Here is a 12,014-nt window from a genome sequence, read left to right as displayed (position 1 = left end):
ATCGTCCCGATCGCGATGGAAGAGAAGCTCCGCTTCGCCATCCGCGAAGGCGGTCGCACCGTGGGTGCCGGCGTCGTCTCGAAAATCGTCGAATAACTAGCATTCACTGGTTGGAGCGGCGCCCAGTGCGCCGCTCCGGCTTCGCTCTTTTTGAAGTTTAAGAAACGGGATCGGGTTGATGGAACGTCAAAACATCCGCATTCGCCTGAAGGCTTTCGATCATCGGGTACTGGATAGCTCCACCCGGGAGATCGTCTCGACGGCAAAGCGCACAGGCGCGAACGTGCGCGGACCGATTCCGCTGCCGACGCGCATTGAGAAATTCACCGTGCTGCGTTCGCCGCACATCGACAAGAAGTCGCGTGAGCAGTTCGAAATCCGGACCCACAAGCGCCTTCTCGATATCGTCGACCCCACGCCACAAACGGTGGACGCGCTGATGAAGCTCGACCTGTCCGCCGGCGTGGACGTCGAGATCAAGCTGGGAGCCTAGGACCATGCGCCAGGAAGATCGTAGAACCGGTGTGGTTGCCCGCAAGCTCGGCATGACGCGCGTCTTCGCTGAAGACGGTTCGCATGTGCCTTGCACGGTGCTCCATCTGGAAGGTTGCCAGGTTGTGGCCCACAAGACCGTCGACACCGACGGTTATCTGGCCCTGCAGCTTGGTTCCGGCACCGCAAAAGCCAAGCGCACGCCAAAGGCGATGCGCGGGCATTTCGCGAAAGCCAAAGTTGCTCCCAAGCGCAAGCTTGTGGAATTCCGGGTTCCGGAAACCGGTGTGATTGAAGTCGGCGCCGAGCTGACCGCCGATCACTTCGTGCCAGGTCAAAAGGTTGACGTGGCCGGGACATCGATTGGTAAGGGTTTTGCAGGCGCGATGAAACGTCACGGCTTTGGGGGTCTTCGGGCGTCCCACGGCGTGTCAGTTTCGCACCGTTCGCACGGCTCGACCGGTCAGTGTCAGGATCCGGGCAAGGTGTTCAAAGGCAAGAAGATGGCCGGCCATATGGGTGCCGTGCGCGTGACGACCCAGAATATCGAGGTTGTTCGCGTCGACACTGATCGCGGCCTGGTGCTTGTCAAAGGTGCAGTCCCCGGTTCCGCCGGTGGCTGGGTTGAGTTGCGGGATGCCATCAAGGGACACGGCGCTGCCGATCTGCCCCTTCCTGGCAAGTTCCGTACGCTCGACGCAATCAACGCTCCGGCGGCCGATCCGGCTCCGGTGGCCGTTGATGGCGAAGAAGGAACGGAAGCATGAAGTTCGAGGTAAAGACCCTCGCGGCGAAAAATGCCGGTGCCATCGAGCTTGACGATGCCGTTTTCGGTATCGATGAAGTTCGCGCCGACCTTTTGCAGCGTGTCGTCAAGTGGCAGCTCGCCGCTCGGCAACAAGGAACGCACAAGACCAAGGGCCGTTCCGAAATCGCCCGCACCAAGAAGCGGTTTGGCAAGCAAAAGGGCGGCGGTACTGCACGTCACGGCGCTCGCTCTGCTCCGCAATTCGTCGGTGGCGGCAAGGCACACGGACCTCGCGTTCGCAGCCATGCCCACGATCTGACGAAGAAGTTGCGCTCGCTGGCCCTGTGCCATGCGCTGTCGTCCAAGGCCGGTTCGCAATCGCTCATCATTCTTGATGATGCGGTGCTGAGCGCGCCGAAGACCAAAGAGTTGCGCCTCTCCTTCGCCGGCCTCGGCCTGTCGAATGTGCTGATCATCGACGGCGAAGCCGTCAATGAGAATTTCGCCCTCGCGGCTCGCAACCTGCCGTGCGTCGATGTTCTGCCTGTCCAGGGCCTGAATGTTTACGACGTGCTGCGTCGCGATACGCTGGTATTGACCAAGTCGGCCGTGGAGAAAATCCACGAACGCTTTAGCGCGAAGGAGGCTTGAACATGTCAGCTGCTGCGCGCCATTACGACACCATCCTGGGTCCAGTGATCACGGAAAAGTCCACCCTGCTGTCGGAAGACGGCAAGGTTGTCTTCTTCGTGCCGCTGAGCGCCAACAAGAAGGAGATCGCCGAGGCGGTCGAAGAGCTCTTCAAGGTGAAAGTGACGGCCGTGAACACGATCAGGATTCACGGTAAAACCAAGCGCTTCCGCGGTATTAGCGGTCGACGTAATGACCAGAAAAAAGCGGTTGTGACCCTCGCCGAGGGCCACTCGATCGATGTGACGACGGGGCTCTAAGATGGCTTTGAGAACATTCAAACCAACGTCTCCGGGCCGTCGCGCTCTCGTGCTTGTGGATCGTTCCGCACTGCACAAGGGCCGTCCGGAAAAATCCCTTGTTGAGGGCCTGTCGAAGCACGGCGGCCGCAACAATATGGGGCGGATCACTGCTCGCCGTATCGGTGGTGGTGCCAAGCGTCTGTACCGTCTTGTCGACTTCAAACGTCGCAAGTGGGACATGCCGGCTACGGTCGAGCGCCTGGAATACGATCCGAACCGGACCGCATTCATCGCGCTGATCCAGTACGAAGATGGCGAGAAATCCTATATCCTGGCGCCACAGCGCCTGGCTGAAGGCGATGTCATCATTGCCGCAGCCAAGGTCGATGTGAAACCGGGTAATGCGATGCCGCTCAAATCGGTTCCGGTTGGCACGATCCTGCACAATGTTGAGCTGAAGCCTGAAAAAGGTGGTCAGGTCGCCCGCTCTGCTGGCGCTTATGTCCAGCTGGTCGGCCGCGATAATGGCTATGCCCAGATCCGTCTGGCGTCTGGCGAGCTTCGCATGGTCTCTGACAAATGCATGGCAACGGTCGGTGCGGTGTCCAACCAGGACCACTCCAACATCAATCTCGGCAAGGCCGGTCGCAAGCGCCACATGGGCAAGCGTCCGTCGGTCCGCGGTGTTGTCATGAACCCGGTCGATCACCCGCACGGCGGCGGCGAAGGCCGCACCTCTGGTGGTCGCCATCCGGTGACCCCATGGGGCAAGCCGACCAAGGGTGCCAAAACACGCAAGAACAAGTCTACGGACAAGTTCATCATCCGCTCGCGTCACGAACGCAAGAAGCGATAGGGAGCCGACGATGCCTCGTTCTGTCTGGAAAGGTCCGTTCGTCGACGGCTATCTGCTGAAAAAAGCGGAAAAGTCGCACGAAGGCGGACGCAAGCAAGCGATCAAGACCTGGTCGCGCCGTTCCACCATCATGCCACAATTCGTGGGCCTGACATTCCAGGTTCACAACGGCAACAAGTTCGTGCCTGTGCTCGTGTCGGAAGACATGGTCGGTCACAAGCTTGGTGAATTTTCCCCGACCCGGACCTATTACGGTCACGCGGCCGACAAAAAAGCGAAGCGGAGATAAGAGATGGGAAAAACAGCTAATCCCCGCCGCGTCGCCGATAATGAAGCGCGGGCAAAATTGCGGACGATCCGTACGAGTGGCCAGAAGCTCAATCTCGTTGCTGCGATGATCCGCGGCAAAAAGGTCGAGCGCGCCCTGGCGGATCTGGAATTCTCGCGCAAGCGGATTTCGCTCGAGGTCAAGAAGACCCTCGAGTCTGCGGTTGCCAACGCCGAAAACAATCACGGCCTCGACATCGATTCACTGATCGTTGCTGAAGCCTTCGTCGGCAAAAACCTTGTGATGAAGCGTTTCCGGGCCCGTGCCCGGGGCCGCGGCGCCAAGATCCTGAAACCATTCTCCGAGCTCACCATCGTGGTTCGTGAAGTTGAGGAGGCCGCCTGATGGGTCAGAAAGTAAATCCGATCGGTCTGCGCCTTGGCATCAACCGTACCTGGGATTCCCGCTGGTACGCGTCGGCTGGCGAATACGCCAAGCTGCTGCACGAAGACCTCGCGATCCGCAAAGTGCTGAAAGAGCGCCTCAAGGCCGCCAGCATTTCCAAGATCGTGATCGAGCGTCCGCACAAGAAGTGCCGCGTCACTGTTCACACGGCCCGTCCGGGTGTGGTGATCGGCAAGAAGGGCTCCGATATCGAAGTCCTGCGCCGCGAACTCTCGAAAATGGTCGATGGTGAAGTCTTCCTGAACCTGGTTGAAGTTCGCAAGCCTGAGATTGATGCCACGCTCGTCGCGGAGTCGATCGCTCAGCAGCTCGAGCGCCGTGTGGCTTTCCGCCGCGCGATGAAGCGTTCACTGCAGTCGGCGATGCGTATGGGTGCCAAGGGCTGCAAGGTTGTTTGCGGTGGCCGCCTCGGCGGTGCCGAAATCGCCCGGACCGAACAGTATAATGAAGGCTCCGTGCCGCTCCACACTCTGCGTGCGGATATCGATTATGGGACCGCCTCCGCCAAGACCGCGATGGGTATCATCGGGATCAAGGTCTGGATCAATAAGGGCGAGATCATGGAACACGACCCGATGGCCCAGGAGCGCCGGCTCCAGGAGTCGGGTGAGCAGCGCGCCCGTTCGGGCCGCCAGGCTGCGTAAGGAAATCGGGTCATGCTGCAACCGAAACGTACAAAATTCCGCAAAGCCCATAAGGGTCGGATCAAGGGTGTTGCCAAAGGCGGCTTCACGCTGAATTTCGGATCTTACGGTCTTAAGGCGCTTGAGCCTGAACGCGTTACCGCGCGTCAGATTGAAGCGACCCGCCGCGCCATCACCCGTCATATGAAACGGGCAGGGCGCGTGTGGATCCGTATCTTCCCGGACGTGCCGGTTTCGAAGAAACCGACTGAAGTCCGGATGGGTAAAGGTAAGGGCACGCCAGAATTCTGGGCGTGTCGTGTGAAACCGGGCCGTATCATGTTCGAAATCGACGGTGTTCCGGACGATGTCGCACGTGAGGCTCTGTCGCTCGGCGCTGCAAAGCTGCCGATCAAGACAAAAATCGTCGCCCGGATGGGCGAGTAAGGGAGAGCGGAACGATGAAACCCGTTGACGTTCGCGCCATGACCGAAGATCAGCTGAAGGATAATATCCTGAAGCTGAAAAAGGAGCAGTTCAATCTGCGCTTCCAGGCGGCTACCGGCCAGCTGGAAAACACGGCTCGTTTTACCCAGGTTCGCCGCGACATCGCGCGTCTCCGGACCATTCAAAGCGAGCGCAAGTCGCAGCAAGAGCAAGGGAGCTAAGCGATGCCGAAGCGTATCCTGCAAGGCGTCGTGGTGAGCGATAAAGGTACCAAAACCGTTGTGGTTCGGGTGGAGCGGACATTCCTGCATCCCCTGCTTCGCAAGACGGTTCGCCGTACCAAGCGTTATCACGCGCATGACGAGCAATCCGCATTCAAGGTCGGGGATATGATCCAGATCCAGGAATGCGCACCCAAGTCGAAACTTAAGCGGTGGGAGGTAGTTCCGGCTCAAGCCTAGGCTTGGACTGGATAACGCCATCTCATAAGGAGGATCTGCGATGATCCAGATGCAGACAAATCTGGACGTGGCCGACAATTCCGGCGCACGTCGTGTGCAATGCATCAAGGTGCTCGGCGGCGCGAAGCGTCGTTATGCCCACGTCGGCGACATTATTGTCGTGTCCGTCAAGGAAGCCATTCCACGCGGCCGCGTGAAAAAAGGCGATGTCCGTAAAGCGGTCGTCGTTCGCGTCCGCAAGGATATCAAGCGTAAGGACGGCAGCGTCATTCGCTTCGATTCGAATTCGGCTGTCCTGATCAACAATAATAACGAGCCGCTCGGCACTCGTATCTTCGGACCGGTTCCGCGCGAATTGCGCGCCAAGAACCACATGAAGATCATCTCGCTGGCTCCGGAGGTGCTGTAATGGCTGCCAAGATCAAGAAGGGCGACAAGGTCGTCATTCTCGCTGGCCGTGACAAGGGCAAGACCGGCGAAGTCATGAAAGTGATTCCTGCTGAAGACCGGATGATCGTTGCCGGCGTGAATGTGGTCAAACGCCACACGCGCGCAACGCAAGCCGATCCGGGCGGGATCAAGGAAAAAGAAGCCACGATCCACAAGTCAAATGTGGCTCTGGCTGATCCGAAGACTGGTGAGCCGACCCGTGTCGGTTTCAAGACGCTTGATGACGGCCGCAAGGTTCGTTTCGCCAAGAGTTCGGGTGAGGTGATCGATGTCTGATTCTTACACACCACGCCTTCGCACCAAGTATCGCGACGAAATTCGCGAGAAGCTGAAGGAAAAATTCGGCTATGCCAACGTCATGCAGATCCCGCGCCTGGATAAGGTCGTGATCAATATGGGTGTTGGTGAAGCAGCCCAGGATTCCAAGAAGATCAAGGGCGCGCTCGAAGACCTCCAGGCGATCTCCGGCCAGAAGCCGGTCCAGACCGTCGCGAAGAATTCGATCGCTGGCTTCAAGCTGCGCGAAGAACAGGTGATCGGGGCCAAAGTGACCCTGCGCCAGGATCGCATGTATGAGTTCCTCGACCGACTGATTACGATTGCCCTGCCACGCGTCCGCGACTTCCGCGGCCTCAATGGCAAGAGCTTCGACGGCCGCGGCAATTACGCGATGGGCTTGAAAGAGCATATCGTTTTCCCTGAGATCGACTATGACAAGGTCGAGAAGATCCGGGGCATGGACATTGTGGTGTGCACCACCGCAAATTCGGATGAAGAAGCGAAGGCTTTGTTGGCCGAGTTCGATTTTCCGTTTTCGAACTAACGCAACAAGGGCGCAGGCCGATCGGGCCCTGCACGCAGGAGGAATTAAATGGCGAAAAAATCCGCAGTGGAGCGCAATCGCAAGCGCGAGCTCTTGGTCAAGCGTTACGCTGCCAAGCGCGAGCAGCTCAAGGCGATTGCCCGTAATAAGGACCTGCCGGTTGAGGAGCGCTTTGCCGCTCAGCTCAAGCTGGCAAGCCTGCCGCGGAATTCCGCGGTCTCGCGCGTGCGCAACCGTTGCCTGGTTTCGGGCCGGCCGCGCGCTTTCTATCGCAAGTTCCGCATGTCGCGTATCGCGATGCGTGATCTGGCCAGCCAGGGCTTGGTGCCCGGCATGGTCAAGTCAAGCTGGTAAGGGAGAGCGAGCATGGTGAATGATCCTCTCGGCGATATGTTGACCCGTATCCGTAATGCGCTGATGCGCAACAAGCGGACCGTCAGCACGCCAGCATCGGCCTTGCGCCGCCGGGTTCTCGAAGTTCTGAAGACTGAAGGCTATATCCGTGATTATGCGGAAGTCGAACATTCTTCGGGCCAGAAAGAGCTCGAAATCGAGCTGAAATATTACGAAGGTGACTCGGTGATCCAGCACATCAAGCGGATCTCAAAGCCAGGTCGTCGCGTTTATTCCGGCGTCAAAGATATCGCCCTCGTCCAGAATGGCCTCGGCATCGCTATCCTCTCCACGCCCCAGGGCGTGATGTCGGATACGAGCGCCCGTGAAGCCAATGTGGGCGGGGAAATTCTCTGCCACGTAAGCTAAGGGAGCGAATCCATGTCACGTATCGGTAAACTCCCCGTCGCGATCCCGGCCGGCGTCACCACGACGCTCACCGAGAGCGGTCTGACCGTCAAGGGACCCAAGGGCGAATTGTCCATGGTGTTCGTTCCTGAGGTGTCCGTCACCCAGGAAGACGATGGCTTCAAGGTCACGCCTCGCGATATGACCAAGCGCGCCCGCTCCATGTGGGGCTTGCAGCGCGCTCTGGTGGCAAACCTGGTTCAGGGTGTCACTACGGGTTACGAGAAGAACCTCGAGCTTGTCGGCGTCGGTTATCGCGCTTCCATGCAGGGCAATTCCGTGAAACTGGCCCTCGGCCTGTCGCACGATGTTGTCTACGATCCGCCTGCTGGCGTCACGATTTCCTCTACGAAGCCCACCGAGATCAAGATCGAAGGTGCGGACAAGCAGAGAGTTGGCCAGGTGGCCGCTGAAATCCGTCGCTTCCGTCCGCCTGAGCCCTATAAGGGCAAGGGTATCAAATATGCTGGCGAATACATTCGCCGCAAAGAAGGCAAGAAGAAGTAGGGCGAGCGATGAAAAACCAACGCGAAAAATCTGTCCGTCGCGCCCAGCGCACGCGGACCCGTCTGCGGAAATTCGCCAATGGGCGTTTGCGCCTGTCCGTCTTCCGTTCTTCGAAGAATATCTACGCGCAGATCATCGACGACACCAATGGCGTCACTGTCGCCGCAGCGTGTTCGCTCGAGGAAGCGGCCAAGAAGGAGCACCCGAAAGGGGGCGACGTCACGGCTGCTGGCATCGTGGGTAAAATGATCGCTGAACGCGCCGTCAAGGCTGGCGTGAAAGAGGTCGTCTTCGATCGCGGCGGCAATATGTTTCACGGGCGTGTCAAAGCGCTTGCAGAGGCGGCCCGCGAGGGCGGCCTGAGCTTTTAAGGGAGCGGACGCATGGCTCATCCAAACGAGCAGCAGCGCGATCGTGGTGATCGGGGTCGCGGACGCGGTCGCGGTCGTGAACAAGAGCGCGAAGACGAATTCGTCGACAAGCTGGTTCACATCAATCGTGTTGCCAAGACGGTCAAGGGCGGCCGTAACTTCCAGTTCGCCGCGCTTGTCGTCGTCGGTGACAAGAAGGGCCGCGTTGGCTTCGGCCAGGGCAAGGCCCGCGAAGTTCCTGAAGCCATTCGCAAGGCCACTGATGAAGCCAAGAAGAGCTTGATCCGTGTGCCCCTGCGCGAGGGCCGGACCCTGCACCATGACGGCAAGGGCCGTCACGGCGCCGGCAAGGTTGTTCTGCGCGCTGCGCCTCCAGGTACCGGCGTCATCGCCGGTGGCCCGATGCGCGCCGTGCTTGAAACCCTCGGGATTCACGACGTTGTTGCCAAATCGGTTGGCACGTCCAACCCGTACAACATGATCCGCGCCACGTTCGACGCGCTGAAATCGCAGGCGAGCCCACGCTCGGTTGCGGCCAAGCGTGGCCTGAAGGTTGGTGATGTGGTGAACCGCCGCGATGATGGCGCGTCCTCACCCGAAGCGATCGAAGCGTAAGGATCGCTGTCATGGCCAAGAAGACACTCAAAGTACGCCAGATCCGGAGTCCTATCCGTCGTCCGGCAGATCAACGCGCAACCCTGGTCGGCCTCGGTCTCAACAAGATCGGCCGCGAGCGCGTCCTGGAAGATACACCGTCTGTCCGTGGCATGATCGCCAAGGTCAGCCATATGGTGGAAATCGTCGAAGAGTAGGTCCCTTGCGGGATACCGCTCTTTCGAATGGAGAATGACATGCGTCTCAATGAATTGCGCGACAATGATGGCTCGACCAAGAACCGTTTTCGGGTTGGTCGCGGTATCGGCTCTGGCAAGGGCAAGACCGGCGGCCGCGGCGTAAAAGGCCAGAAGTCACGCTCCGGCGTGGCGATCAAGGGCTTTGAGGGTGGCCAGATGCCACTCCACATGCGTCTGCCAAAGCGCGGCTTCAACAAGCCGAACCGCAAGGCCTGGGCCGAGATCAATCTCGGCCGGATCCAGAAGGCCATCGATGCCGGACAGATTGATGCGAAAAAGCCGATCGATGCCGACGTCCTGCGCGCTGCCGGACTGGTTCGTCGTGAGCTTGATGGCATCCGCCTTCTTGCAAAGGGCGAGCTGAAGACCAAGGTTGAGATCACCGTTGCCGGCGCTTCCAAGCCAGCCATCGAGGCTGTCGAAAAAGCCGGCGGTAAAGTCAATCTGCCCGCGGCAGCGTCCGCGGAATAAGCGGTCAAGCGTCGGCCGCGAGGGGAATAGCTAATGGCTTCAGCTGCCGAACAGCTTGCTGCGAACATGAATTTCAGCTCCTTCGCCAAGGCGAAGGAGCTGCAGCAGCGTATCCTGTTCACCATCATCATTCTGGTCGTTTACCGTCTCGGCACCTGGGTTCCGATCCCGGGTATCGACATGGTCCAGTATGCGCGGGTGTTTGAACAGAATTCGCAGGGTATCCTGAGCATGTTCAACGTGCTGGGCGGCGGTGCCGTCGAGCGCATGGCGATTTTCGCCCTGAATGTGATGCCGTATATCTCGGCATCCATCATCATGCAGCTGATGTCCGCCACCATTCCCAGCCTTGAAAAGCTGAAGAAGGAAGGCGGCGAAGCCGGCCGCAAGCAGATCAACCAGTATTCCCGTTATCTGACTGTCGTGCTGGCCACCGGTCAGGCCCTGGCCATCGCCATGGGCATGAATGCGGTCAATGCTGATGGTCTCAGCATGGCCCTGAACCCGGGACCTTTCTTCATTATTTCAACCGTGGTCACCCTGGTTGGCGGCACCATGCTGCTGCTGTGGCTCGGTGAGCAGATCACATCGCGCGGCGTCGGCAATGGCGTGTCGCTGATCATCTTCGCCGGCATTATCGCAGCGGTCCCGGGCATGCTGGGCAACGCTCTGAGCCTGAGCGCCAGTGGCGGCATGTCGGCCGGCGTTTTCTTTGGCGGCATTCTGATGATCGTCGCCGGCCTGGTTCTGGTCGTCTTCATCGAGCGCTCACAGCGCCGGCTGCTGGTTCAATACCCCAAGCGCCAGCAGGGCAATCGTATGGTGGGCGGTGATTCGTCCTTCCTGCCGCTGAAACTCAACACGGCCGGCGTGATTCCGCCGATCTTCGCGTCCTCGCTGCTATTGCTGCCGGCGACGGCAGCCGGCTTCCAGTCGCAGTCAGGACCGGAATGGCTGCAGACTGCGGTCGCCTATCTCGGTGCCGGTTCGCCGCTCTTCCTGGCGCTGTACGCGGCTCTGATCATCTTCTTCTGCTTCTTCTACACCTCCGTGGTGTTCAATCCGGAAGAGACGGCTGACAATCTGCGCAAATATGGTGGTTTCCTTCCGGGCATTCGCCCCGGTCAGCGCACCACTGAATATCTCGACTATGTCCTCTCGCGGCTGACCCTGATCGGGGCGCTCTATCTGACCCTGATCTGCCTGGTACCGATGATGATGAGCACGAATGCTGGTCTGGGCGGCACGTCCATCCTGATCGTGGTCTCGGTCTCCATGGATACGATTTCGCAGATCCAGTCGCATCTGCTGGCGCACCAGTATGAAGGCCTGATCAAGAAGTCGAAGCTGCGGGGCCGTAAACGATGAATGTCATCCTGTTCGGACCTCCAGGCTGCGGCAAGGGCACACAGTCCAAGCGGCTTGTCGCTGAGCGCGGCTGGGTGCAGTTGTCGACCGGTGACATGCTGCGCGCTGCCAAGGCAGCCGGTAGCGAACTGGGTAAGCGGGTTGCAGCAATCATGGATGCGGGCGATCTGGTGTCCGACGCGATCGTAATCGAACTGATCGAGGAAAGACTGCCTGAGGCGGAAGCCGCTGGCGGTGCGATTTTTGACGGCTTTCCACGCACTGTGGCCCAGGCAGAGGCGCTCGATGCAGCGCTCGCCCGCCGCGGCAGCAAAGTGGAATGCGTGATCCGCCTTATGGTGGATGACAAGGAACTTGTGGCCCGCATGGAAAAACGTGCGGCCGAAGAAGGACGTGCAGACGATAATATTGAGGCGTTCAAAGTGCGCCTCAAAAACTACCAGGACCAAACGGCGCAACTGATCCCGTTTTATGCCGCTCAAGGCAAAATGCGGGAAGTGCCAGGAATGGGCTCTGTGGACGATGTAGCTGCAGGAATATCTGCTGCTTTGTCCGTGAACTGAACCAACCCTGTTGCAACCCCATTGACGGGGGGGCAATGCTGACTGTAGATAGCGCCCTTCGCGAGACGGGCGAGCTCATGTGGCGACCGAAAGGTTGTCCATTGGTTCGCTCGCGCACGGCGTTCTGATTTTGGGAGATGGATTGTGGCCCGTATTGCCGGCGTCAATATTCCGACGAATAAGCGCGTGGAAATCGCGCTGAGCTATATCCACGGCATTGGCCCGGCCAAGGCGAAGGAGATCTGCGAGCAGGTTTCCATTGCGTCTGAGCGCCGCGTCAATCAGCTGACGGATGCAGAAGTCCTGCAAATCCGCGAAGTGATCGATCGTGATCACCAAGTGGAGGGGGATCTGCGCCGTGAGGTTGCTGTGAATATCAAGCGTCTCATGGACCTGGGTAACTACCGTGGCTTGCGCCACCGTCGTGGCCTTCCGGTTCGTGGTCAACGCACTCACACCAATGCGCGTACGCGCAAGGGTCCCGCCAAGCCTATTGCTGGCAAGAAGAAGTAGG

25 protein-coding genes are annotated in these 12,014 nt (G+C 59.2%); all 25 read left to right on the top strand.

Going from position 1 to position 12,014, the window contains the following annotated elements; genetic code table 11:
- Positions 1-96 (top strand): EF-Tu C-terminal domain-related protein (locus BLT42_RS10030; protein WP_091770313.1); only part of this gene is annotated, 96 nt, incomplete at its 5' end.
- Positions 97-178: 82 nt separating this feature from the next.
- A complete protein-coding gene (gene rpsJ / locus BLT42_RS10025) occupies positions 179-493 on the top strand; it encodes a 30S ribosomal protein S10 (protein WP_091770311.1) in 315 nt (104 codons plus the stop codon).
- Between the two features lie 4 nt (positions 494-497).
- The gene (rplC, locus tag BLT42_RS10020; RefSeq protein WP_091770309.1) at positions 498-1,259 is read left to right on the top strand and encodes a 50S ribosomal protein L3; all 762 of its coding nucleotides are present in this window, start codon (positions 498-500) and stop codon (positions 1,257-1,259) included.
- The gene (gene rplD, locus BLT42_RS10015) at positions 1,256-1,891 is read left to right on the top strand and encodes a 50S ribosomal protein L4 (RefSeq protein ID WP_091770307.1); all 636 of its coding nucleotides are present in this window, start codon (positions 1,256-1,258) and stop codon (positions 1,889-1,891) included. The genes rplC and rplD overlap by 4 nt, the downstream gene beginning before the upstream one ends.
- 2 nt (positions 1,892-1,893) lie before the next feature.
- Complete coding sequence (locus tag BLT42_RS10010) at positions 1,894-2,190, top strand: 50S ribosomal protein L23 (protein WP_091770305.1); 297 nt, start codon at positions 1,894-1,896, stop codon at positions 2,188-2,190.
- 1 nt (position 2,191) lies between these two features.
- Positions 2,192-3,028 carry a 50S ribosomal protein L2 gene (rplB, locus tag BLT42_RS10005; protein WP_091770303.1) on the top strand — a complete coding sequence of 279 codons (837 nt, stop codon included), beginning with the start codon at positions 2,192-2,194 and terminating at the stop codon, positions 3,026-3,028.
- A gap of 10 nt (positions 3,029-3,038) precedes the next feature.
- Positions 3,039-3,317 (top strand): 30S ribosomal protein S19, encoded by a 279-nt coding sequence (gene rpsS / locus BLT42_RS10000; RefSeq protein ID WP_091770301.1) that lies wholly within the window; start codon positions 3,039-3,041, stop codon positions 3,315-3,317.
- 3 nt (positions 3,318-3,320) lie between these two features.
- Positions 3,321-3,701 carry a 50S ribosomal protein L22 gene (gene rplV, locus BLT42_RS09995; RefSeq protein ID WP_091770299.1) on the top strand — a complete coding sequence of 127 codons (381 nt, stop codon included), beginning with the start codon at positions 3,321-3,323 and terminating at the stop codon, positions 3,699-3,701.
- Positions 3,701-4,405 carry a 30S ribosomal protein S3 gene (rpsC, locus tag BLT42_RS09990; RefSeq protein ID WP_091770296.1) on the top strand — a complete coding sequence of 235 codons (705 nt, stop codon included), beginning with the start codon at positions 3,701-3,703 and terminating at the stop codon, positions 4,403-4,405. Before rplV ends, rpsC begins: the two co-directional genes overlap by 1 nt.
- 12 nt (positions 4,406-4,417) lie before the next feature.
- Positions 4,418-4,831: a 50S ribosomal protein L16 gene (rplP, locus tag BLT42_RS09985; protein WP_091770294.1), complete on the top strand. Its 414-nt coding sequence runs from the start codon at positions 4,418-4,420 to the stop codon at positions 4,829-4,831.
- A 14-nt stretch (positions 4,832-4,845) separates the two neighbouring features.
- On the top strand, positions 4,846-5,052 hold the full coding sequence (rpmC, locus tag BLT42_RS09980) for a 50S ribosomal protein L29 (protein WP_091770292.1): 207 nt from the start codon (positions 4,846-4,848) through the stop codon (positions 5,050-5,052).
- Positions 5,053-5,055: 3 nt separating this feature from the next.
- Positions 5,056-5,292: a 30S ribosomal protein S17 gene (gene rpsQ, locus BLT42_RS09975; protein WP_091770290.1), complete on the top strand. Its 237-nt coding sequence runs from the start codon at positions 5,056-5,058 to the stop codon at positions 5,290-5,292.
- A 40-nt stretch (positions 5,293-5,332) separates the two neighbouring features.
- Positions 5,333-5,701, top strand: coding sequence for a 50S ribosomal protein L14 (gene rplN, locus BLT42_RS09970; protein ID WP_091770288.1), 369 nt, complete (start codon positions 5,333-5,335; stop codon positions 5,699-5,701).
- Positions 5,701-6,018, top strand: a complete 318-nt coding sequence (gene rplX, locus BLT42_RS09965) for a 50S ribosomal protein L24 (protein ID WP_091770285.1) — start codon at positions 5,701-5,703, stop codon at positions 6,016-6,018. Before rplN ends, rplX begins: the two co-directional genes overlap by 1 nt.
- Positions 6,011-6,565, top strand: a complete 555-nt coding sequence (gene rplE / locus BLT42_RS09960; protein WP_091770283.1) for a 50S ribosomal protein L5 — start codon at positions 6,011-6,013, stop codon at positions 6,563-6,565. The genes rplX and rplE overlap by 8 nt, the downstream gene beginning before the upstream one ends.
- A gap of 48 nt (positions 6,566-6,613) precedes the next feature.
- Positions 6,614-6,919, top strand: a complete 306-nt coding sequence (rpsN, locus tag BLT42_RS09955; RefSeq protein WP_091770280.1) for a 30S ribosomal protein S14 — start codon at positions 6,614-6,616, stop codon at positions 6,917-6,919.
- Positions 6,920-6,931: 12 nt separating this feature from the next.
- Positions 6,932-7,327, top strand: a complete 396-nt coding sequence (gene rpsH, locus BLT42_RS09950) for a 30S ribosomal protein S8 (protein WP_091770278.1) — start codon at positions 6,932-6,934, stop codon at positions 7,325-7,327.
- A 12-nt stretch (positions 7,328-7,339) separates the two neighbouring features.
- Positions 7,340-7,873, top strand: coding sequence for a 50S ribosomal protein L6 (rplF, locus tag BLT42_RS09945; RefSeq protein ID WP_091770276.1), 534 nt, complete (start codon positions 7,340-7,342; stop codon positions 7,871-7,873).
- A gap of 8 nt (positions 7,874-7,881) precedes the next feature.
- Complete coding sequence (rplR, locus tag BLT42_RS09940) at positions 7,882-8,244, top strand: 50S ribosomal protein L18 (RefSeq protein ID WP_091770273.1); 363 nt, start codon at positions 7,882-7,884, stop codon at positions 8,242-8,244.
- Between the two features lie 12 nt (positions 8,245-8,256).
- Positions 8,257-8,859, top strand: coding sequence for a 30S ribosomal protein S5 (rpsE, locus tag BLT42_RS09935; protein ID WP_091770271.1), 603 nt, complete (start codon positions 8,257-8,259; stop codon positions 8,857-8,859).
- Between the two features lie 11 nt (positions 8,860-8,870).
- Positions 8,871-9,056: a 50S ribosomal protein L30 gene (gene rpmD, locus BLT42_RS09930; RefSeq protein ID WP_091770268.1), complete on the top strand. Its 186-nt coding sequence runs from the start codon at positions 8,871-8,873 to the stop codon at positions 9,054-9,056.
- Between the two features lie 39 nt (positions 9,057-9,095).
- Positions 9,096-9,569, top strand: coding sequence for a 50S ribosomal protein L15 (rplO, locus tag BLT42_RS09925; protein ID WP_091770342.1), 474 nt, complete (start codon positions 9,096-9,098; stop codon positions 9,567-9,569).
- 33 nt (positions 9,570-9,602) lie between these two features.
- Positions 9,603-10,937, top strand: coding sequence for a preprotein translocase subunit SecY (gene secY, locus BLT42_RS09920; RefSeq protein WP_091770266.1), 1,335 nt, complete (start codon positions 9,603-9,605; stop codon positions 10,935-10,937).
- Positions 10,934-11,500, top strand: a complete 567-nt coding sequence (locus tag BLT42_RS09915) for an adenylate kinase (protein ID WP_091770263.1) — start codon at positions 10,934-10,936, stop codon at positions 11,498-11,500. The genes secY and BLT42_RS09915 overlap by 4 nt, the downstream gene beginning before the upstream one ends.
- Before the next feature lie 144 nt (positions 11,501-11,644).
- On the top strand, positions 11,645-12,013 hold the full coding sequence (gene rpsM / locus BLT42_RS09910) for a 30S ribosomal protein S13 (protein WP_091770261.1): 369 nt from the start codon (positions 11,645-11,647) through the stop codon (positions 12,011-12,013).
- The last annotated feature ends 1 nt before the right edge of the window (position 12,014 follow it).

The organism is Maricaulis salignorans (assembly GCF_900103475.1).
Lineage (GTDB): Bacteria > Pseudomonadota > Alphaproteobacteria > Caulobacterales > Maricaulaceae > Maricaulis > Maricaulis salignorans.
Note: the sequence above shows the minus strand (reverse complement) of the source record. Positions and strands in the feature narration are given on the sequence as shown.